The organism is Limimaricola sp. AA108-03, assembly GCF_050847355.1.
Taxonomy (GTDB): domain Bacteria; phylum Pseudomonadota; class Alphaproteobacteria; order Rhodobacterales; family Rhodobacteraceae; genus Limimaricola.
In genome coordinates this window covers 915,742-934,907 of sequence record NZ_CP193755.1, presented here as the reverse complement: position 1 = coordinate 934,907, position 19,166 = coordinate 915,742, and the positions used below count along the sequence as shown (strand labels likewise).

Here is a 19,166-nt window from a genome sequence, read left to right as displayed (position 1 = left end):
CCCTCCGAAAGCTCGTTCGGGGGCCTTTTCCCACAGTGCGGCGGCCTAGAACAGACCCTCGACATGACCGGCTTCGCACAGGCGGATCTTCTCGGCGGCGGGACGGCTCGGCAGGCCAGGCATGGTCATGATCTCGCCGCAGACCGCGACGACGAAGCCCGCCCCCGCCGACAGCCTTACCTCGCGCACCGGCACGTCGTGCCCGGTGGGCGCGCCGCGCCGGGTCGGATCGGTGGTGAAGGAATACTGCGTCTTGGCCATGCAGACCGGCAGATGGCCGTAGCCCTGCGCTTCCCATGCGTGGAGCTGGTCGCGGATCCTGGCATCCGCGATCGCCTGATCGGCGTGGTAGATGCGGCGCGCGATGGTGTCGATCTTGTCGAACAGTCCCATCCCGTCCTCGTAGAGCGGCGCGAAGGCGGAGGCACCGCTCTCGGCCAGCTTCACCACCCGTTCGGCCAGGGCCTCGGCACCGCGCCCGCCCTTGGCCCAGTGGCGGCACAGCACCGCCTCGGAGCCATGCTGGTGAACATAGTCCATGACGGTGGCGATCTCCGCCTCGCTGTCGCCCGCGAAGTGGTTGATCGCCACGATCACCGGCACGCCGAAGCCCTTGAGATTGGCGAGGTGCCGCCCGAGATTGGCGCAGCCGCGCGCGACGGCCTCGGCATCCGGCGTGCCGAGATCCTCCTTGGGGGTGCCGCCATTCATCTTCAGCGCCCGGATCGTCGCCACCAGTACCGCCGCGTCGGGATGCAGCCCGGCCTTGCGGCACTTGATGTCGAAGAACTTTTCCGCGCCTAGATCGGCGCCGAAGCCGGCCTCGGTCACCACGAAATCGGCAAGCTTGAGCGCCGTTCGGGTGGCGATGACAGAGTTGCAGCCATGCGCGATATTGGCGAAGGGGCCGCCATGCACGAAGGCGGGATTGTTCTCGAGCGTCTGCACGAGGTTGGGCTGCATCGCGTCGCGCAGCAGCACCGTCATCGCGCCATCGGCCTTGAGGTCGCGCGCGAAGACTGGCGTCTTGTCGCGGCGGTAGGCCACGATCATGTCACCGAGCCGCCTCTGCAGATCCCGCAGATCGGTGGCGAGGCACAAGATCGCCATGACCTCGGAGGCGACGGTGATGTCGAAGCCCGCCTCGCGCGGAAAGCCGTTCATCACGCCGCCCAAGGATGCCGTGATCTGCCGCAAAGCCCGGTCGTTCATGTCCATGACCCGCCGCCAGGTAATGCGGCGGGTGTCGATCTCGAGCTCGTTGCCCCAGTAGATGTGGTTGTCGATCATCGCCGCGAGCAGGTTGTGGGCGCTGGTGATCGCGTGGAAATCGCCAGTGAAGTGGAGGTTCATCTCCTCCATCGGCACGATCTGCGCGTAGCCGCCGCCCGCCGCCCCGCCCTTCATGCCGAAATTCGGCCCGAGCGAGGCCTCGCGGATGCAGATCGCGGCGCGGCGGCCGATCCGGTTGATCGCATCGCCCAAGCCCACGGTGGTGGTGGTCTTGCCCTCGCCGGCGGGGGTCGGGTTGATCGCCGTCACAAGGATCAGCTTGCCGTCGGGTCGGCCATCGAGGCTGTCGATGAAGCGTTGCGATATCTTGGCCTTGTCATGCCCGTAGGGCAGCAGGTCGGCCTCGCCGATGCCCAGCCGTGCGCCGATCTCCCGGATCGGCAGCTTGTCCGCCGCGCGGGCGATTTCGATGTCCGATTTCTGCACCATGTCCGCTCTCCCCTCTCCCTGCCGTCCAGCCTCGCGATCACGGGCCGTATCGTGCCGCGCCGGCGCGACCCTTCTGCGCGCTTAAGCGTCGTTTCGGGCCTCGGGACGCCACGCCCTCTGGTCGGGCAGGTGCAGTCGCAGCGCATCGCCGGGCCGAAGCGTGCCCGGACGCTCGACCCAGGCCGTGACCCCCCGTAGCCCCTTGGAGGCCTGCTTGAACGCCTTGCCATGTCCGGGACGGGCCGCTTCGATGGTCATCGCAGGGAACTGGCAGGGCCGGTTCTGCATATCGACGACCAGCGTGCAGCCATCGGGCCCCTGTAGCCGCGCCGAGGGCGGCAGGTGGCTGAAATCCGGCAGGCCCGCCACCACCAAGGACGCACCGAGCCAGGCGGGATCAAGCGCGTCCAACCCCAGCCTCGTCGCGATCTCGTCCAGCTCCTCGGCCCCAAGCAAAGAGAGCTGACGGGTGTTGCGGATCTCGGTGCCCTTGGGATGTTGCGCGGTGACGCGCGAACAGGAGGGCCGGGTCAGGCCGGCATGGACCTCTCCCTCCATGCCGCCGAAGCCGAGGGACATCTCGCTCAGCGCCTCGGTCTCGATCGGCGCGGCGTCGCGATGCGGCACCCGGCCCAGCCAAGTGATGCGGCCGGTATAACCGGTAGGGGCAAGGGCGGGCATGGCAACTCCTGCGATGGTTGCGCCCCTCATGCCAGTCCGCCCGGTATTGCTCAAGCGCGCATGAAAAGCCCCGGCGCCTTGCGGGGCCGGGGCTCGTCTCGATTCACGTGGAACGTCTGATCAGGCGCTGGGCTCGGGCAGCCCGCCATCCGTCGGCTTGGGCTTGCGCGTCTTCGGGATCGCGGTGATCGACGCGCCGCCGCCCTGCTCGGGCTTCTGGCTGTCGTCGTCATCGCCCCGGTTCAGCGGTTCGCCCGCGATCACGCGGGTGATCTCGTTGCCGGTCAGCGTCTCGTATTCGAGAAGACCCTGCGCCAGACGCTCCAGATCCTCGCGGCGCTCGGTCAGGATACGCTTGGCGGTCTCGTAGCCCTCGTCGATGATCCGGCGAACCTCTTCGTCGATGACCTTCTGGGTCTCGGCCGAATGGCTGGCCCCGCCCGAGTAGGAGCCGAGATAGCTCTGCTGCTCGTTGGCATAGTCGATATGGCCGATCTTGTCCGAGAAGCCGAACTGCGTGACCATCGCGCGGGCGATCTTGGTCACCTGCTGGATGTCCGAGGTCGCGCCCGAAGTGACGTTCTCCTTGCCGAAGATCAGCTCCTCGGCGACCTTGCCACCCATCGCCATGGCGATCTTGGACTTGTACTTGGTGTAGGTGACCGAGAGCTGGTCGCGCTCGGGCAGGCTGAGCACCAGACCGAGGGCACGGCCACGCGGGATGATCGTCGCCTTGTGGATCGGGTCGTGCTGCGGGACGTTGAGGCCGACGATGGCGTGACCGGCCTCGTGGTAGGCGGTCAGCTTCTTCTCGTCCTCGGTCATGACCATGGAGCGGCGCTCGCTCCCCATCATCACCTTGTCCTTGGCGTTCTCGAAATCGATCATCGTCACGAACCGGCGGCCGACGCGCGCGGCCATCAGCGCCGCCTCGTTGACGAGGTTGGCGAGATCGGCGCCCGAGAAGCCGGGCGTGCCGCGGGCGATGATGCGCAGATCGACATCAGGGCCGAGCGGCACCTTGCGGGCATGCACGCCGAGGATCTTCTCGCGGCCCTTGATGTCGGGGTTCGGCACCTGAACCTGCCGGTCGAAGCGGCCGGGACGCAGCAGGGCGGGGTCAAGCACGTCGGGACGGTTGGTCGCCGCGACGATGATGATGCCTTCGTTCGCCTCGAAGCCATCCATCTCGACCAGAAGCTGGTTCAACGTCTGCTCGCGCTCGTCATTGCCACCGCCATAGCCCACGCCACGCGACCGGCCCACGGCGTCGATCTCGTCGATGAACACGATGCAGGGCGCGTTCTTCTTGGCCTGCTCGAACATATCGCGCACGCGGCTGGCGCCGACGCCCACGAACATCTCGACGAAGTCGGAGCCCGAGATGGTGAAGAAGGGCACGCCCGCCTCGCCTGCGATGGCGCGTGCGAGAAGCGTCTTACCGGTGCCCGGAGGGCCCACCAGCAGCGCGCCCTTGGGGATCTTGCCGCCAAGGCGCGAGAACTTCTGCGGGTTGCGCAAGAATTCGACGATCTCCTCGAGCTCGTCCTTGGCCTCGTCGATGCCCGCCACGTCGTCGAAGGTGACGCGGCCATGCTTCTCGGTCAGCAGCTTGGCGCGGCTCTTGCCGAAGCCCATGGCACCGCCACGGCCACCGCCCTGCATCCGGTTCATGAAGTAGATCCAGACACCGATCAGCAGCAGGAAGGGCAGCAGCGACAGCAGGAAGGTCGTGAAGCCCGACTGCTCCTGGCTGCGCGCGTTCACCGGGATGTCACGCTCGATCAAAAGCTGCGTGACCTCGGCATCCTCGGGCTTGATGGTGACGTAGTCGCGCCCGTCGGTACCGCGATAGCGCACTTCCTCGCCATCGAGCGTGACCTGCGACACGTTGCCGGTCTCCACCGCCTCGACGAAGTCGGAATAGTTGCGGGAATTCGACTGGAGCGTGGACTGCCCGCCGCTGAACAGGTTGAACAGCGCCAGGATCAGCAAGAAAAGCACGACCCAGAAGGCGATGTTGCGCGCGTTGCCCAAAGGATTTCCTCCGAAATTGGTTTGGCCGCGCTTAATGGCACGCGGGCCACGGAATCAAGATAGAGATTGGCGCGGTATCTTCAATGCGGAAGCACCCGATAAGGGAAATCCGCGACAATCCGCGCGGACCATTCACCGGGCTCGCCAGCGCAGGGGGCCGCCACCAGCGTGTCGCCGTGCCAGATCGCCGGGCTGGCCAGCAGCGCCGCGCGTGGCAGCCCCAATTCGCGCCACTGTGGACAAAGCGGCAGGCCGGTCTCCCCGAGCGCCGCGACACGCACCCCCGAAAGCGCGGGCCCCGACAACTGCCAGCGCCCGTCCCACAAGGCATCGGGCGTGGCATCGGGTGCCGTTGCCGCGACCTCCCGGCTCAACCACATCGCGCCGCGCCAAGTCTCCAGCACGACGCCGCCCAGCGTACGCCGCCCGGCGCTCGCTCCGGCGAGGGCCGCCCGCAGCGCGTCGATCCGGGGGCGGTAGTCGCTACCCGCAATCCAGCGCAGCGCGGCGGAAACCAGTCGCAGCCGCGTTTCCTCCGGAGCCTGTGCCAGAGCCTCCGGGTCGATCGACACCGCCCCCGCCGCGAGCCGCACGGCCCGGGCCGACAGCGCATCCGCGAGATGCTCCAGCGCTATCCGGGCCAAGGCCATCCGCTCGGCGGTAGCCACGAGGCCGTCCGGCGTCACTCCGACCGGCTCGAGCGCCGTCATGGCGCGGCGCGCTCGTACCCTCTGGAACCGGATATCGGCGTTGGAGGGGTCTTCGTCCCAGCCGATGCCCCGGCTCTCCAGCCAGTCCCTCAGTTCGGCGCGACCGAGATCCAGCAACGGGCGCAACCAGAGCAGCCCGGCGGTCGCGCGCGCTGACGCCATGCCCGACAACCCGTCGACGCCGGAGCCGCGCGCGAGGCGCATCAGGACGGTTTCGGCCTGATCGTCGCGCGTGTGGCCGAGCGCCACCGCGTCGAGGCTATGGCGCCGGGCCCAATCCCCCAGCAATGCCTGCCGCGCGCGACGAGCCGCATCCTGCAGGTTGCCGCGCCCGTCCCAGCCCGTCCAATCGAGGATCTCGTGCGGCAGGTCGAGGCGCACGCAAGCCGCGGCGACGCGCTCCGCCTCGGCCCGTGCTTCGGGGCGCAGGCCGTGATCGACGGTCGCCACGCGGCAGGTCAGGCCGCGCGCGCGAGCCGCGGGGCCGACCATGTGCAGCAGGGCCATGGAGTCGCTGCCCCCCGAAACGGCGAGACCGAGCCCGTTGCGGGGCCCGGTCTCGAGGCATCGGGTCGCGCGGCGGACGAGATCGTCCGGCCCGGCGGTCACTGGCAGGACAGGCTTTGCATCGCGGCCTGCGCCTCGGTCGCGGCCGGGTTGCCCGGGAAACGGGTGCCGACCTCGCCCAGCGTCACGCAGGCATCGGGCACCTGCCCCAGCGCCGCCAGCGACTGGCCGAGTTCCAGCAGCGCCTGCGCCGCGACCTTGCCGTCGGGATCGCCCGAGAAGCTGTCGAGATAGGCTCGCGCCGCGCCGGCGTTGTCGCCCAGCCCGGAAAGCGCCTCGCCACGTTTGTAAAGCGCCTCGGCGCTCAGCGCACCGCCCGGGTAGGTCTGGAGATAGGCCGCAAACTGGTCAGCGGCGCCGCGAAAGTCACCTTGGGCGAGCGCCTCCGACGCCCGCTCGAAATCCGCCTTCTCGCCGATCGCCAGCGCGGGTCCGGAACCGGTCGTGGCCGGCGCCGCAGGGGTGGGCACGTTCGAGGCGCTGTCGACACCACCAAGCGATGGCGTATCGCCGAGCTGGCTGATGTCGCAGTTCTCGTCGAGTTCGCAGATCCGGAATTCGAGATCGCCGACGCGGTTGGTGCCGTCGGTGGTGATCCGATTGATGCGGAACTCCAGCTCCTCGGTCTTCGAGGTCAGCCCCTGAAGCTGTGCCTCGATGGCGTTGAGCCGTTCGAGCGCGGAATTACCGCCCACCGCCTGCGGCGCGGCACCGGTGGTGCTGAGCTCGCCCCTGAGCGACTGGATGTCGCCGTAGAGAACCGACAGTTCCTGACGGATGTCGGCGAGCGTCTTGTCCTGCCCCTGCGCAAGCCCCGCGGCCGGAGCCGCGAGGGCGCACAGGAGCGCGAGGCTGCGCAGGGGGGCCATCATCAGCTCAGCGCCCCGGCCGCGATGACGGTGACCGCGCGACGGTTCTGCGCGTAGCAGCTCGGATCGGAACAGGTCGCGACCGGGCGCTCCTTGCCGTAGGAGATCGTCCGCAGGCGCGAAGCCGGCACGCCGCGCGAGATCAGGTATTCGCGTGCCGCGTTGGCACGCCGCGCGCCCAGCGCCACGTTGTATTCGCGCGTGCCCTGCTCGTCGGCATGGCCCTCGATCACCGCGAGGTAGTCGGTGTTGGTCATCAGCCATTGCGCTTGGCCATCCAGCGTCGCCATGGCCTCGGAGCTCAGCGTCGACTGGTCGACCGCGAACAGCACCCGGTCGCCGATGCTCTGGGCGAAGTACTCGGGGCTGTTGGGGTTGCCGGCGCCGAGGCCGCCCTGCCCGATCGCCGACTGATCGAAACCGGCACCCATGCCGGCGCCCGCGCCCATGCCGTCGGCGCCCGCACCTGCGCCGCCGCCGAAGCGGTCGGGCCGCGTGCAGGCCGAAAGCGCCAGCGCGCCGACGAGGATGGAAGCGGTGAGATACTTGTTCATGTGTTTGGTCCTGCCCCTCGAGGAGTGATTACCGGCATGCGTAGCACGGGGTCGCCCTCGTGCAAACGCCGCGTCATTATTGCTGCAACGGTCCCCAGGACGGATCGGAAGCGAAGCCGCCCGTCGGCACCTGCTTGAGATTGCGGCCCGAGATATCGACCGAATAGATCTGCGGCCCGCCCGAGGCGCCCTGCGTCTCGCGCGTGAACATCAGCACCCGCCCGTTCGGCGCCCAGGTCGGGCTCTCGTCGAGGAAGGAGGAGGTGAGCAGCCGCTCCTCTGAGCCGTCGGTGCGCATCACGCCGATATGGAACCGGCCCGCATTCTGCTTGGTGAAGGCGATCAGATCGCCGCGCGGAGACCAGACCGGGGAGCCGTAGCGCCCCTCGCCGAAGGAGATACGCCGCGGCTCGCCGCCCGAGGCGGGCATGACGTAGAGTTGCTGGGTGCCGGAACGGTCGCTCTCGAACACGATCTGGCTGCCGTCGGGGGACAGCGAGGGCGAGGTCTCGATCGAGGGCGCCGAGGTGAGGCGGCTATGCGCGCCGGAGCCGAGTTCGGTGCGATAGATGTCGGTGTTGCCCCCCGTCGAAACCGAGTAGATCACCGCGCCGCCATCCTTGGAGAAGCGCGGGCTGAAGGCCATTTCGCCCTCGACCGTGGTGATCTGCCGGCGGCCGACGCTGGCCACGTCCAGAAGGTTGATCCGCGGGAAGCCGCTCTCGTAGCTGGTGTAGAGAACCCGGTCGCCATTGGGCGAGAAGCGCGGCGCCAGCACGAGCGAGTTGCTGTCGGTCAGGAACTGCCGGTTCTCGCCATCGTAATCCATGATGCCAAGGCGCCGGGCGCGGTTGTCCTTGGGGCCGCTCTCGGAGACGAAGACGACGCGGCTATCGAAATAGCCGCTCTCGCCGGTGATGCGCGAATAGACCGCGTCGGCCACCTTGTGACCCATGCGGCGCCAGCCGCCCGTGGTGCCCGCGAATTGCAGCCCCTCGCCCAGCTCGGCGCCGGTGAAGACGTCGTAGAGGCGGAACTTCACGGTGAGTTGGTCGCCATTGACGGCGACCGCCCCGGTGATCAGCGCCTGCACGTTGATCGCGCGCCAGTCGGGATAGGCCACCGGGCTGGCGAAGCTCGCCGGCGTGGAGATGAAGGACGAGGCCGGGATCTCGCGGAACAGCCCGGTGCCGCTCAGATCCTGCGCCACGACGCGGGTGATGTCGGCGGCGATCTGTTCGGCGCCAGCGGTCTCGGCCTGAAAGCCCGGCACGGCGAAGGGTAGCGGCTCGATCACGCCTTCGGAGATGGTGATCTGCAACGGGCCGCTCTGGGCGGTCACGGGGGCGGGAAGCACGGTCGCCGCGACGAGCGGCGCCAGCAGAAGCGCGATGGTTCTGGTCAGCATCTTGGTCCTCGTTCCGTCAGGCCGCGGGGGTCTGGCGCCCCTTTGTGCGCAGCGGCGTGTGTTTGGGCAACGCCCCTTCGGGCGCGCGGGTTCAACGGTTTCGTGAGCGGGCCGAAACATCAGCGCATTCTCATGCCGGAAGGATCAAAGGTCATCTCGACCTCCTTCCACTGCTCGTACTTGTCGGCGGGCAGCACGTAACCGTCGCGCTGGCACCGCAGGATCGCGCGTCGGGCGGCCTGGAAGGCCGCCTCGATCGCACCGTCGCTGCCGCCCGCGCCGGAAATGCGCCGCACGTCGCCCTGCACCCGCCCCTGCGGATCGAGATCGAAGGCCACGGTCAGCGTCACCCGCGCCGCTTCGGAGCCGACATCGACGTTCCAGCACTGCTGCACCGCGACGCGGAACGCATCCTGCTCGGCACCGGTCATCGGCGGGCCGGGATTGGCGGCGGCGGCCGGGGCCGATGGCGCCGGCGTCGAGGCTAGGGCCGCCGCCAGAGCGTCCGCCACGGCGTCGCTCGTGTCGGTGCTCGGCGCCGGTTCGGGCTCGGGCGTGACGTTCTCGGAGGCGGCCGTTTGGGTCTGCGCCGGGGTTTCGGGCGCCGGTTCGGGTTGGGGGGCGGCACGCGCGGGGCGCGACGGCGGGCGCGGCGCCGAGGGCGGCGCCAGAGCCGCCACCTGCGGCGCGGGCGGGGTTTCGGGTGCCGAGGCAGGTTCCTCGGCCTCGGTCACGATCTCGGTCGTGGCTTCCTCCGGCGCGGTGGCCTCTTCCTCGATCTCGGCCACCTCGGCGCTCTCGGCTTCGGGCGTCGCCGCCTCGCGCACGACATCGGCCACCTGTGCATCCGGCGGCGGCGGCGCGACGGCCTCGGGCGCCACGCGCGGCGCCGGGCGCGGTACCGGGCGCTCGGCGATCTCGGGTACCTCTGTCGGTGCGGGCGCGGCGGCGGGCGGCGGCGGCGGTGGCGCGATTTCCTCGGCCATCTCGGCCGGCGGCTCGGGCAGCGGCTCCGGCGCGGGCGGCGGCGGGGTTTCCTCGGCCGGTGCCTCGGGCGCGGGCGGCGGCGGTGGCGCCTCGGCCGGGGTCTCGACCGGTGTCTCGGGCGCGGGCGGGGTTTCCTCGACCACCGGGGTCTCGGGGGCGGGCGGCAGCTCGGTCTGCGGTTGCGGCGAGGTGGCGGCGACGAGCGCCGCGTATTCCTCGCCGGAGACCACGGAGACGGGCGCGACCTCGAAGTCCAGAGGCTCGCTGTCGAACCCCCAGCCCATGACGAGCCAGATGAGCAGGCCGGCATGGCCGATGCCCGAGATGTAGCCCCCCGTGCTCATCGCGAATGCCTCAGCCGCCCGAAGGCAGCGCGGTCGGCGCGCCCGCCCCGAAATCCGAACCGCCGACATCCGTGACAAGACCGATATTCGAGAAGCCGCCGGCATTGAGCGCGCCCATCACCTCGGCGACCCGATCCCAGGCATTGGCGCCGTCGGCGCGCAGGAAGATGCGGTTGCTGGACCGCTCGGCGGCGATCGCCTGCAACCGCGTGATCAGCTCGCCCTGCAGCACCTCGGTGGTCTGAATCAGCAGCCCGCCCTCTGCGGTGACGGTCACCGTCAGCGGCTCTTCCTCGTCGGAAGGCAGCGCCGAGGCGGCGGTCTGCGGCAGTTCCACCGGGATGCCCACGGTCATCAGCGGCGCCGCGACCATGAAGATGATCAGCAGCACCAGCATCACGTCCACGAAGGGTGTGATGTTGATCTCGGCCATCGGCTGGGCCCGGCCCCTGCGGCGTCCCCGGCGATTGCCGCCGCCGCCCGACTTCATGACACCCGCGCCCATCTCAGCTGTCCAGCTGGCGCGACAGGATGGTCGAGAACTCGTCCGCGAAGGCCTCGTAGCCGCCCAGCAGCCGGTCGGAATCGGCCGAAAGCTTGTTGTAGAAGATCACCGCCGGAATCGCGGCCATCAGGCCGAGGCCGGTGGCGAGCAGCGCCTCGGCGATGCCCGGCGCCACCACGGCGAGGTTGGTGTTCTGCGCCTCGGCGATCTCGATGAAGGCGTTCATGATGCCGAAGACCGTGCCGAACAGCCCGACGAAGGGCGCGGTCGAACCGGTGGTGGCGAGTACCGGCAGACCGCGCTGCAGGCGCGAGGCCTCCTTGGCGATGGCCACGTCCATGCCGCGGTCGATGCGCGCCTGCGCGCCTGCGATCAGCCCGCCATCCTGGCGGTGCGAGCGGCGCCACTCGGTCATGCCGGCGGCGAAGATGCGCTGCGAAGCGCCCCTCGGGTCGGCGCCGATCTCGTCGAACAGCTGGTCGAGCGGCTCGCCGGACCAGAAGGCGCGGTCGAAGCGCGCGGCCTCGGCTCGGGCGGCGCGGTACTGGATCACCTTGTCGACGATCACGGCCCAGCACCAGATCGAGGCCAGGATCAGCGCGATCATGACGAATTTGACGGTGATCGTCGCGCGGGCAAAGAGCCCCCACATCGAGAAGTCTACAACCTGATCCATCTGCCTGCTCTTTAGTGACGCGCGTGGCCTCTCGCGGGCCGCTAGTGGCGCGCATAACCGATCCGTGGCGCGAAATCCACTTCGCGCTTTGCACGGCGGCGTGACAGGCAACAGCCCTCCGCCGGTCGCCCCAACCCCGATCGGCGGAACTCCGCGCAAGCGAAAGGGGCGCGGATCGTCCGATCCCGCGCCCCTCGCTCACCCTGCCCTGCGCTCAGGCCAAGGGCGGCTGGCCGTTCGAGGCGGTCAGCCCGCCATCCACCGGCAGGATCACCCCGTTGACGAAGCTGGCATCCTCGCTGGCCAGGAACGCCACCACGCCGGCGATCTCCTCGGGCTGGCCGTCGCGGCCCATCGGGATACGGCTGTGCATCCGCTCGAGGAACTTCGTGTTGTTCATCATATCGGCGGTCAGTCCGGTCTCGGTGAAGCCCGGCGCCACCGCGTTGACGCGAATGCCATGGCGCTGGAAATCAAGCGCGAGCGAACGCACCAGGTTCGAGATCCCGGCCTTGGAAGTCGCGTAGGCGAAGGCCCCGAAATCGCCGCGCATGCCCGAAACCGACGAGGTCGCGATGATCGTGCCATTGGATTTCTTGAGCGGCTCCCAAGCCGCCTTGATGGTGCGGTAGGTCCCGGTGAGGTTGTTCTCGATCACCCCGGCGAAGTTCTCGTCGGAGACCTCCTCCATCGGCCCCATCACCGCAAATCCTGCATTGGCCACGAGGATGTCGAGTCCGCCGAAATTCTCTACTGCCGTGGTGACCATCGCCTCGCAATCGGCGGGCTTTGCGATATCGCCGGTGATGGTTCGCGTATGCGCCGCCGGAAGGTCGCGCACGACCTGGGCCAGCTTGTCCGAGTCGGTGTCGGACAGCACCACGTTCGCGCCTTCGCGCGAGAATCGCCGTGCCGTGGCCGCGCCGATCCCCGAGGCCGCGCCCGTGACCAGAACCGTTTTCCCCTTGTATCGCATCGTGAAACTCCTTGCTGTCGGTGGCGCTGCCCGCGGGCAACGGCATGGCAAGGGGATGGTTCCGGGTTTGTGCGATCAGGAACCAAGGCCGGCGGAGGCGAGCCGTTCCCGCAGATCGACGGGGAGCCGCGCCGGTGCGCCGCTCGCGGACAGCGCTGCCAGCGTCACGCGCGCCGCGAAACAGGTATCGTCGCCACGACTCACGCGCTGCTCCAGCTCGATCCTCGCGCCGCCGATCCGGGCCGGCGTCGTCTCGACCTCCAGCAGATCGTCGAATCGCGCCGGCGTCAGGTAATCGGCCTCGATGCGGCGGACAGCAAAGACGATGCCGGTCTCGGATTTGAGCCGGGACTGGTCGATCCCGAGCCCTCGCACCCATTCGGTGCGCGCGCGCTCGATGAACTTCAGGTAGTTCGCGTAATAGACGATCCCCGCGAGGTCGGTATCCTCGTAATAGACGCGGATCTGCAGCTTGTGGCTCAATGTCCCATCCGCGCGGCAAGCCGCAGCGCCGTGGCCGGATCGTCGGAAGCGGCGGGCAGCACCGGGTCGTAGGCCGCCTTGATCAGCGCCGCGATCTCGGGCTTGAGCACCACCGTGCCGTCCGGCGCCGAAGCCAGTGGCGAGGTGTCGTCGAAGGCGCTCTCGGACCATGTGAGCATCGAGAGCACCGCCTGGCTCAGCGCCAGCACGTCGGCAGGCGTCTCGGCCGCCTCGCCCTTCATGCGCAGGAACACGATGCCTGCGCGGATCGCGCCGTCGGGCTCGAAACGAAAGGCGCGGTACTGGCTGGCATCGCCCGCCTCTAGCTTGGACAAGAGATCGGGCAGGCCCGGCACCAGCTTGTCGAGATCGGGTACGGCGGTGAGCTCGTCCCATTCGCGGCAGAAGAAGACCAGCAGGTTCACCCCGAGCTCGGGGTCGGTCTCGGCCATGTCGTGATCGGCAAGCTGGCACAGCGCCTGCAGCGCCGATTTCATCACCGAAAGCGTCTCATCCTCGACGCCGAACACCACCGGCGCGATCGGCCGGCCCCAGCGAGCGCACATGTAGCTGCCATCGCCCCGGGTGAACATCGCCTCGACGGCTTTCGCATCCAGCATGACCGGTCCTCCTGTTTCCGGGGCCGGGATACGCGCCATGACCCCGGCGGGCAAGCGCCGGGGCATCAGTCGAACAGCACGCCCTGCCCCGATTCCGGCCCGCGCGGCACCGCCAGCCCCAGATGCCGCCAAGCCGCATGGGCCAGCATCCGGCCGCGCGGCGTGCGCTGGATCAGCCCCTGTTGCAGCAGGAACGGCTCGATCACCTCCTCCAGCGCGTCGCGGCTTTCCGACAGGGCGGCCGACAGCGTCTCGATTCCGACCGGGCCACCGCCATAGGCCTCGGCGATGAGCCGCAGGTAGCGCCGATCGGCCCCGTCGAGCCCGAGGTCATCGACGCCGAGCCGTGTCAGGGCGCTGTCGGCGATCTCGCGGGTGACGCGCCCATCGCCTTCGACCACCGCAAAATCGACGACGCGGCGCAACAGCCTCCCCGCGATGCGCGGGGTGCCCCGCGCGCGCCGCGCGATCTCACGCGCGCCGTCGTCATCGGCGGGGGTCCCGAGAAGCCGCGCGTTGCGGGTGACGATTTCGTGCAACTCGTCGACGCTGTAGAACTGGAGCCGCGTCGGGATGCCGAAGCGGTCGCGCAGCGGCGTGGTCAGCAGGCCGAGCCGGGTTGTCGCCCCAACCAGCGTGAAGGGCTGCAGCTCGATCCGCACGGTGCGCGCGGCCGGCCCCTCGCCGATCACCAGATCAAGCGCGTAATCCTCAAGCGCGGGGTACAGCACCTCCTCGACCGCCGGGTTCAACCGGTGGATCTCGTCGATGAACAGCACGTCGCGCGGTTCGAGATTGGTAAGGATCGCGGCGAGATCGCCCGCCTTGGCCAGCACCGGCCCGGATGTCATGCGAAAGCCCACGCCAAGCTCGCGCGAGATGATCTGCGCCAGCGTCGTCTTGCCCAGGCCCGGGGGCCCGTGGAACAGCGTGTGGTCCATCGCCTCGCCACGGATTCGCGCGCTCTCGATGAAGATACGCAGGTTGGCGCGGGCCTCGGCCTGGCCGATGAACTCGTTCAGCCCCTGCGGCCGCAAGGCACGATCGTGGTCCTCGGGAAGCCGTTCGGGGCGCAGCGCGGGATCGGGGGCGTCGGTCATCGTCCAGTCCTAAGCATCGCAAGGCGGCATTGTAAGGCGTCGCGGCATCCTGCCGCTGCTTCGGCGCGCGTCATCTCACCGGTCCTTGGGCGCGAGCTTGCGCAGCGCCGCGCGGATCAGACCCGCCGTGTCCGCCTCCGGCGTTTCATGCGCGGCCTCGGCCACCGCGCCCGCCGCCTCCGATAGACCGTAGCCAAGATTGCCCAGCGCCGAGAGCGCCTCGGCCTGCGCCGCGGCGTTGCCCTCATCCTTTTTCCGGGGTGCCGGGCGCTTTGGGGCGGCTACTTCGACGGGCGCATCCTCGATCACCGCGGCCGCGTCGTCTTCGCGCATCGCGGCAGGCTGCGCGCCCATCGCCATGATCGAGGGGGCCTTGTCCTTGAGCTCGTTGACCACGCGCTGCGCGGTCTTGGGACCCACCCCCTTGGCGCGCGCCACGGCCGACCAGTCGGCCAGGGCGATGGCGCGCGACAGCCCGTCCGCGCCCAGCGCGCCGAGGATCGCCAGCGACGCCTTGGCGCCGATGCCCTGCACCGTCAGCAGCAGCCGGTGCCATTCCTTTTCCACCAGCGTCGGAAAGCCGAAGAGCTGCAGGATGTCCTCGCGCACCAGAAGCTCGGTATATAGCGCCACCGCCTCACCCGGCCCGGGGAGCTGCGCCAGAACCCGGTCGGAGACATAGACCACGTAGCCGACGCCGCGCACGTCAATCAGGACGTGATCTGCAGCGCGGTATTCAAGCCGCCCGGCGATGCGGCCGATCATGCGCGCGCCCTCGCCGCCTCGGCCCGGGCCACGGCGGCCGCCAGATGCCCCGCCGATTGCAGGTGATGCGCATGGCAGATCGCGACCGCGAGCGCGTCGGCCGCGTCGGGTCCGTCGAGCCTCACGCCCGGGAGCTGGAGCTTCACCATGTGCTGCACCTGCGCCTTGGCCGCGGCGCCGTTGCCGACCACCGCCTTCTTGATGGTCGAAGGCATGTACTCGCCCACCGCAAGGCCCGCCTCGGCCGGGATCATCAACGCGATACCACGCGCCTGCCCCAGCTTGAGCGTACCGGCGCCGTCGGAGTTGACGAAGACATGCTCGACCGCTGCCGCCTCGGGGCCGTGCTCGGCGATCACCGCGCGCAGCTGGTGGGCGAGCGACAGCAGCCGCTCGGCCAGGTCGTCCCCCTCGGAGTGGCAGGTACCGTTGGCGACGTGGCGCAGACGTGCGCCGGTGACCTCGATCACGCCCCAGCCGAGATTCCGCAGACCCGGATCGATACCGATGACTCGCATGTGCCCCCATCCGCCGATCGCGGCTGCTCTCCGCCCCGGCCTGTTCTGTCTGGTTTTTCCGATCTCTAGCACAAAGAGCGAACGCAAGCCATGGGTCGCGGACAGCTCCGGCTCAAAGACCGAGGCGCGCGATCCCCTCCGCGAGCTGGCGCTGCATGTAGGGCTTGGCAAGACGCGGAAGCTCGAGCGCCTCGCCCTCCGGAAGCTCCGCGTAGCCAGTCGCCAGAAGGATGGGCAGCCCCGGGCGCAGCTTGCGTGCGGCGCGCGCCAATTCGCCACCATTCATTCGCGGCATCGAGAAATCGGTGATCAGCAGGTCGATCGGTTCGGCACTTTCGATCACCTTCAGCGCCTCCGGACCCGATGAGGCCTCGATCACCTGATGGCCCAAATCCTCCAGCAGATCGACGGTGCTCATCGCGATGAGAGCATCGTCATCGACGAAGAGGATGCGCAGGGCGCCGCGCCGTTCACCCGATGCCGGGGCGGCCTCGTCGGCGCGGGCGGCTTCGGTTCCGGTCCCGACCGTTGCAGCGGGCAGCCAGAGTTCGGCGCGGGTGCCCTGCCCCGGCGAACTCGACAGCCGCAGCGCGCCGCCGAGCTGCTGTGCGAGGCCGTGGATCATCGACAGGCCCAGCCCGGTGCCCTTGCCCAGCTCCTTGGTCGAGAAGAAGGGATGCGTCGCCTGTTCCAGCGTGGCGGCGTCCATGCCGCTCCCGGTATCGGTGACCGAAAGCCGCAGATAGCTGCCCGGGGCAAGATCCGAAGCCTCGGTGACGTCGCACTGCGCCAGCGCCACCTCGAGGCTGCCGCCGCCGGTCATCGCGTCCCGGGCATTGACCGCGAGGTTGAGGAGCGCGAGGTCGAACTGGTTGCCATCCACCTGCGCCCGGGGCAGCCCCTGCGGCAGGTCGAAGCGCAGCTCCACCAGATCGCCGACGGACCGGCGAAGCAGTTCCTCGGAGCCGCGGACCAGACCGGCCAGATCGCGCGGCTCGACGCTGAGCTCCTGTCGCCGGGCAAAGGCCAGCAGGCGCTGGGTCAGGGCCGCGCCGCGCTGCGCGCCCTGGATCGCACCGTCGATCAGGCGGGTCGCGCGCGCATCCTCGGCGACATGGCGCGACAGCAGGTCCAGATTGCCCAGCACCGCCATCAGCAGGTTGTTGAAATCATGCGCGACGCCGCCGGTGAGCTGGCCGATCGCCTCCATTTTCTGGCTCTGCAGAAGCTGGCTCTCGGTGCGCTCGCGTTGCCGGATCTCCTCCAGCATCCGGGCATGCGCAGTTTCCAGCTCGGCCGTCCGCTGCGCCACGCGCCGCTCAAGCTCCTCGGTCTGCTCGCGGTGCATTGCCTCGACCTGCTTGCGAGCGGTGATATCCGTGGTCACCCCGACCAGCCGGACCTCGCCTTCCGAACCGCGCTCGATCCGCGCCAGCGCCGCGGCCCAGCGCAGGCTGCCATCGGGCCAGATCACGCGAAACTCGACCTCGTAATCGGTGCCCTCGCGCGTGGCCCCCTCGATGGTTTCGATCACATGGGCCTTGTCGCCGGGATGCAGGCTGTCGAGGAAGTCCTCGAAACCGAAGGGCGCCGCCTCGGAGCGCCCGAAGATGGCGCGCAGCGTCGGCGAGGACACCAGCTCCTGCGTCGCGGGGTGGAATTCCCAAGCGCCGAGGCGGCCGGCCTTGAGCGCGGTGCGCAGCGTCTCTTCGCTGCGATGCAGCCGCTCGACCGCCGCACGGGCCTCGAACTGGCGATCCCGGCCGCGCCGGGCGCCGCGCGCGACGCTGACGAATGTGGTGGCGTGAAACGGACGTTCGAGGAAAGTGACGTTGCCGAGGATTTCGGACAGCCGCGCCGCCTCGGGATTGCGCTCCGGGCCGCCGCCATGCCGGGTCAGCACGATGAATGGGAGCGCCGACCAACTCGGCTGCGCCTCGATGGCCGCGGCCAGCAGGTTGAGATCGGCATGACGCACCGTCTCTTCGGTGAGAAGGCCAAAGGCGGTGTTCTCGTCCAGCCGGGCCGCAAAGCTCGGGATATCGTCGCAAATGACCGATTTTTGACCGATCTCGGACAGCAACGCCGCCGCGAGCTGCGCGTCCCGCCCTTCCGGCGCGAGGATCAGCGCCCGGGCGAGATCAAAGTCCCGCGTCATCGGCGCCTACCTTCATCAGCGGATCGGCGGAGCCCATGAAATCCGGCACACCACGCAACACCCCCTGGAATCCCTGCAGCGGCGCACCGAGCTCGAGCCCGTCGGCGCTGATCCGGTATTCGCGGATGGTGTCCTCATGCGCCCCCGTGCGCTTCTTGATGATCGAGACCGCGCGGCGCACCTTTCCCAGCGCCTCGAAGTAGCGCAACAGGATCACGGTATCGGCCAGGTAGGTGACGTCGATCGGCGACTTCATGTCGCCCACCAGACCGTGCTGCGCCACGGTGAGGAATGACGAGGCGCCCTGACGGTTCAGGAATTGCAGCAACTCGTGGATATGCAGCACCAGCGCGTTCTCCTGCGGCATTGCCGCCTGATAGCCGGTCATGCTGTCGATCACGACGCAGCGCACCCCGCGTTCCACCACGCTGTCGCGGACCTTCTGCGCGAACTCGCCGGGCGACATTTCGGCCGCATCCACCTGTTCGACCTGCAGCGCGCCGCTGGCGCGCAGCGCGGGGATGTCGATGCCGAGCTTGGCCAGACGGGCCTCCATCAGACCCAGTTCCTCGTCGAAGACGAAGAGCGCCGCGCGCTCGCCGCGTTCGATAGCAGCCAGCGCGAATTGCAGTGAGAACAGGCTCTTGCCGGTGCCGGTCGGCCCCAGAACCAGCGTGCTCGAGCCCTGCTCGACGCCGCCGCCAAGCAGCTGGTCAAGCGCGGGAATACCGCTGCTGCGGGAACTGCGGTCGAATTCGGTGCGGTGTTCGAGCGCCACCAGGCGGGGAAACACCTCGATCCCCCCGGTCTTGATGGCGAAGTCGTGATAGCCGCCCCGATAGCGCTGGCCGCGATACTTGGTGACCCGCAGCCGCCGTCGTTCCGCGCCGTAATCGGGCGCAAGCTCCTCGAGCTGGATCACGCCATGCACGATGCTGTGCACGGTCCGGTCATGCGCCTCGGCCGTCAGGTCGTCCAGCATCAGCACCGTGGCGTCCTGACGGGCGAAGTAATGCTTCATGGCAAGGATCTGGCGGCGGTAGCGCAAGGAGCCCTGCGCCAGCAGCCGGATCTCCGAAAGGCTGTCGATCACCACGCGCTGCGGCCGGACTCGCTCGAAGGCAGCGAAGATCTGCCGCGTCGCCTCGCCCAGCTCGAGATCGGAGGAATAGAGCAGGCTCTGCTGCTGATCGGCGTCGAGCAGGCTTTCGGCAGGCACCACCTCGAAGATCGAGATCCGGTCGTCCAGCGTCCAGCCATGCGAGGCGGCGCTGTCATGCAGCTCTTCCTCGGTCTCGGAGAGCGTCACATAGAGGCAGGTTTCGCCCCGCTCCGCCCCTTCGAGAAGGAACCGCATCGCCGTGGTGGTCTTGCCCGTGCCGGGCGCCCCTTCGACAAGAAAGACATGGTTGCGCGTGAGTCCCCCGGAGAGAACGTCATCGAGCCCCGGAACGCCGGTCCGGGCATGGGTCTTGGGGGTCATCGG

General features: G+C 68.9%; 18 protein-coding genes. All 18 read right to left on the bottom strand.

Features of this window, described 5'->3' with window-relative positions; genetic code table 11:
- Window positions 1–45: 45 nt before the first annotated feature.
- Window positions 46–1,722, bottom strand: coding sequence for a formate--tetrahydrofolate ligase (locus tag ACRAQ3_RS04655; RefSeq protein ID WP_432255839.1), 1,677 nt, complete (start codon window positions 1,720–1,722; stop codon window positions 46–48).
- An 81-nt stretch (window positions 1,723–1,803) separates the two neighbouring features.
- The gene (locus ACRAQ3_RS04650) at window positions 1,804–2,403 is read right to left on the bottom strand and encodes an MOSC domain-containing protein (RefSeq protein ID WP_432255838.1); all 600 of its coding nucleotides are present in this window, start codon (window positions 2,401–2,403) and stop codon (window positions 1,804–1,806) included.
- A 120-nt stretch (window positions 2,404–2,523) separates the two neighbouring features.
- On the bottom strand, window positions 2,524–4,440 hold the full coding sequence (ftsH, locus tag ACRAQ3_RS04645; RefSeq protein WP_269397067.1) for an ATP-dependent zinc metalloprotease FtsH: 1,917 nt from the start codon (window positions 4,438–4,440) through the stop codon (window positions 2,524–2,526).
- Between the two features lie 80 nt (window positions 4,441–4,520).
- Entirely contained in the window at window positions 4,521–5,759 is a 1,239-nt protein-coding gene (tilS, locus tag ACRAQ3_RS04640) for a tRNA lysidine(34) synthetase TilS (RefSeq protein ID WP_432255837.1), read from the bottom strand.
- On the bottom strand, window positions 5,756–6,589 hold the full coding sequence (gene ybgF, locus ACRAQ3_RS04635) for a tol-pal system protein YbgF (RefSeq protein WP_432255836.1): 834 nt from the start codon (window positions 6,587–6,589) through the stop codon (window positions 5,756–5,758). The genes tilS and ybgF overlap by 4 nt, the downstream gene beginning before the upstream one ends.
- On the bottom strand, window positions 6,589–7,140 hold the full coding sequence (gene pal / locus ACRAQ3_RS04630) for a peptidoglycan-associated lipoprotein Pal (RefSeq protein ID WP_085894632.1): 552 nt from the start codon (window positions 7,138–7,140) through the stop codon (window positions 6,589–6,591). The genes ybgF and pal overlap by 1 nt, the downstream gene beginning before the upstream one ends.
- A gap of 76 nt (window positions 7,141–7,216) precedes the next feature.
- Window positions 7,217–8,548 carry a Tol-Pal system beta propeller repeat protein TolB gene (gene tolB, locus ACRAQ3_RS04625; protein ID WP_432255835.1) on the bottom strand — a complete coding sequence of 444 codons (1,332 nt, stop codon included), beginning with the start codon at window positions 8,546–8,548 and terminating at the stop codon, window positions 7,217–7,219.
- Window positions 8,549–8,667: 119 nt separating this feature from the next.
- Window positions 8,668–9,879, bottom strand: coding sequence for a hypothetical protein (locus ACRAQ3_RS04620; protein WP_432255834.1), 1,212 nt, complete (start codon window positions 9,877–9,879; stop codon window positions 8,668–8,670).
- A 10-nt stretch (window positions 9,880–9,889) separates the two neighbouring features.
- Window positions 9,890–10,384 carry an ExbD/TolR family protein gene (locus tag ACRAQ3_RS04615; protein WP_432255833.1) on the bottom strand — a complete coding sequence of 165 codons (495 nt, stop codon included), beginning with the start codon at window positions 10,382–10,384 and terminating at the stop codon, window positions 9,890–9,892.
- A gap of 1 nt (window position 10,385) precedes the next feature.
- Window positions 10,386–11,060: a protein TolQ gene (gene tolQ, locus ACRAQ3_RS04610; protein WP_207569209.1), complete on the bottom strand. Its 675-nt coding sequence runs from the start codon at window positions 11,058–11,060 to the stop codon at window positions 10,386–10,388.
- A gap of 214 nt (window positions 11,061–11,274) precedes the next feature.
- Window positions 11,275–12,036 carry an SDR family NAD(P)-dependent oxidoreductase gene (locus ACRAQ3_RS04605; protein ID WP_432255832.1) on the bottom strand — a complete coding sequence of 254 codons (762 nt, stop codon included), beginning with the start codon at window positions 12,034–12,036 and terminating at the stop codon, window positions 11,275–11,277.
- A gap of 75 nt (window positions 12,037–12,111) precedes the next feature.
- Window positions 12,112–12,519 (bottom strand): tol-pal system-associated acyl-CoA thioesterase, encoded by a 408-nt coding sequence (gene ybgC, locus ACRAQ3_RS04600; RefSeq protein WP_269397074.1) that lies wholly within the window; start codon window positions 12,517–12,519, stop codon window positions 12,112–12,114.
- Window positions 12,516–13,139, bottom strand: a complete 624-nt coding sequence (locus tag ACRAQ3_RS04595; protein WP_269397075.1) for a hypothetical protein — start codon at window positions 13,137–13,139, stop codon at window positions 12,516–12,518. The genes ybgC and ACRAQ3_RS04595 overlap by 4 nt, the downstream gene beginning before the upstream one ends.
- A gap of 65 nt (window positions 13,140–13,204) precedes the next feature.
- Window positions 13,205–14,239, bottom strand: coding sequence for a Holliday junction branch migration DNA helicase RuvB (gene ruvB, locus ACRAQ3_RS04590; protein ID WP_085894626.1), 1,035 nt, complete (start codon window positions 14,237–14,239; stop codon window positions 13,205–13,207).
- Window positions 14,240–14,314: 75 nt separating this feature from the next.
- Window positions 14,315–15,004 (bottom strand): Holliday junction branch migration protein RuvA, encoded by a 690-nt coding sequence (ruvA, locus tag ACRAQ3_RS04585; protein WP_432255831.1) that lies wholly within the window; start codon window positions 15,002–15,004, stop codon window positions 14,315–14,317.
- On the bottom strand, window positions 15,001–15,522 hold the full coding sequence (ruvC, locus tag ACRAQ3_RS04580; protein ID WP_085894624.1) for a crossover junction endodeoxyribonuclease RuvC: 522 nt from the start codon (window positions 15,520–15,522) through the stop codon (window positions 15,001–15,003). Before ruvC ends, ruvA begins: the two co-directional genes overlap by 4 nt.
- A gap of 112 nt (window positions 15,523–15,634) precedes the next feature.
- Window positions 15,635–17,680, bottom strand: coding sequence for an ATP-binding protein (locus ACRAQ3_RS04575; protein ID WP_432255830.1), 2,046 nt, complete (start codon window positions 17,678–17,680; stop codon window positions 15,635–15,637).
- Window positions 17,664–19,163 (bottom strand): ATPase domain-containing protein, encoded by a 1,500-nt coding sequence (locus ACRAQ3_RS04570; protein ID WP_432255829.1) that lies wholly within the window; start codon window positions 19,161–19,163, stop codon window positions 17,664–17,666. The genes ACRAQ3_RS04575 and ACRAQ3_RS04570 overlap by 17 nt, the downstream gene beginning before the upstream one ends.
- Window positions 19,164–19,166: the final 3 nt, after the last annotated feature.

What these genes read in the sequence shown, in the direction of transcription:
- ACRAQ3_RS04570 (WP_432255829.1), bottom strand. Translation starts at nt 19,163, where the DNA reads ATGACCCCCAAGACCCATGCCCGGACCGGCGTTCCGGGGCTCGATGAC.
- ruvB (WP_085894626.1), bottom strand. Translation starts at nt 14,239, where the DNA reads ATGACCGACGCCCCCGATCCCGCGCTGCGCCCCGAACGGCTTCCCGAG.
- tolQ (WP_207569209.1), bottom strand. Translation starts at nt 11,060, where the DNA reads ATGGATCAGGTTGTAGACTTCTCGATGTGGGGGCTCTTTGCCCGCGCG.
- ACRAQ3_RS04605 (WP_432255832.1), bottom strand. Translation starts at nt 12,036, where the DNA reads ATGCGATACAAGGGGAAAACGGTTCTGGTCACGGGCGCGGCCTCGGGG.
- ACRAQ3_RS04615 (WP_432255833.1), bottom strand. Translation starts at nt 10,384, where the DNA reads ATGGGCGCGGGTGTCATGAAGTCGGGCGGCGGCGGCAATCGCCGGGGA.
- ruvC (WP_085894624.1), bottom strand. Translation starts at nt 15,522, where the DNA reads ATGCGAGTCATCGGTATCGATCCGGGTCTGCGGAATCTCGGCTGGGGC.
- ruvA (WP_432255831.1), bottom strand. Translation starts at nt 15,004, where the DNA reads ATGATCGGCCGCATCGCCGGGCGGCTTGAATACCGCGCTGCAGATCAC.
- ACRAQ3_RS04595 (WP_269397075.1), bottom strand. Translation starts at nt 13,139, where the DNA reads ATGCTGGATGCGAAAGCCGTCGAGGCGATGTTCACCCGGGGCGATGGC.
- ybgF (WP_432255836.1), bottom strand. Translation starts at nt 6,589, where the DNA reads ATGATGGCCCCCCTGCGCAGCCTCGCGCTCCTGTGCGCCCTCGCGGCT.
- tolB (WP_432255835.1), bottom strand. Translation starts at nt 8,548, where the DNA reads ATGCTGACCAGAACCATCGCGCTTCTGCTGGCGCCGCTCGTCGCGGCG.
- ACRAQ3_RS04575 (WP_432255830.1), bottom strand. Translation starts at nt 17,680, where the DNA reads ATGACGCGGGACTTTGATCTCGCCCGGGCGCTGATCCTCGCGCCGGAA.
- pal (WP_085894632.1), bottom strand. Translation starts at nt 7,140, where the DNA reads ATGAACAAGTATCTCACCGCTTCCATCCTCGTCGGCGCGCTGGCGCTT.
- ACRAQ3_RS04650 (WP_432255838.1), bottom strand. Translation starts at nt 2,403, where the DNA reads ATGCCCGCCCTTGCCCCTACCGGTTATACCGGCCGCATCACTTGGCTG.
- ACRAQ3_RS04620 (WP_432255834.1), bottom strand. Translation starts at nt 9,879, where the DNA reads ATGAGCACGGGGGGCTACATCTCGGGCATCGGCCATGCCGGCCTGCTC.
- ACRAQ3_RS04655 (WP_432255839.1), bottom strand. Translation starts at nt 1,722, where the DNA reads ATGGTGCAGAAATCGGACATCGAAATCGCCCGCGCGGCGGACAAGCTG.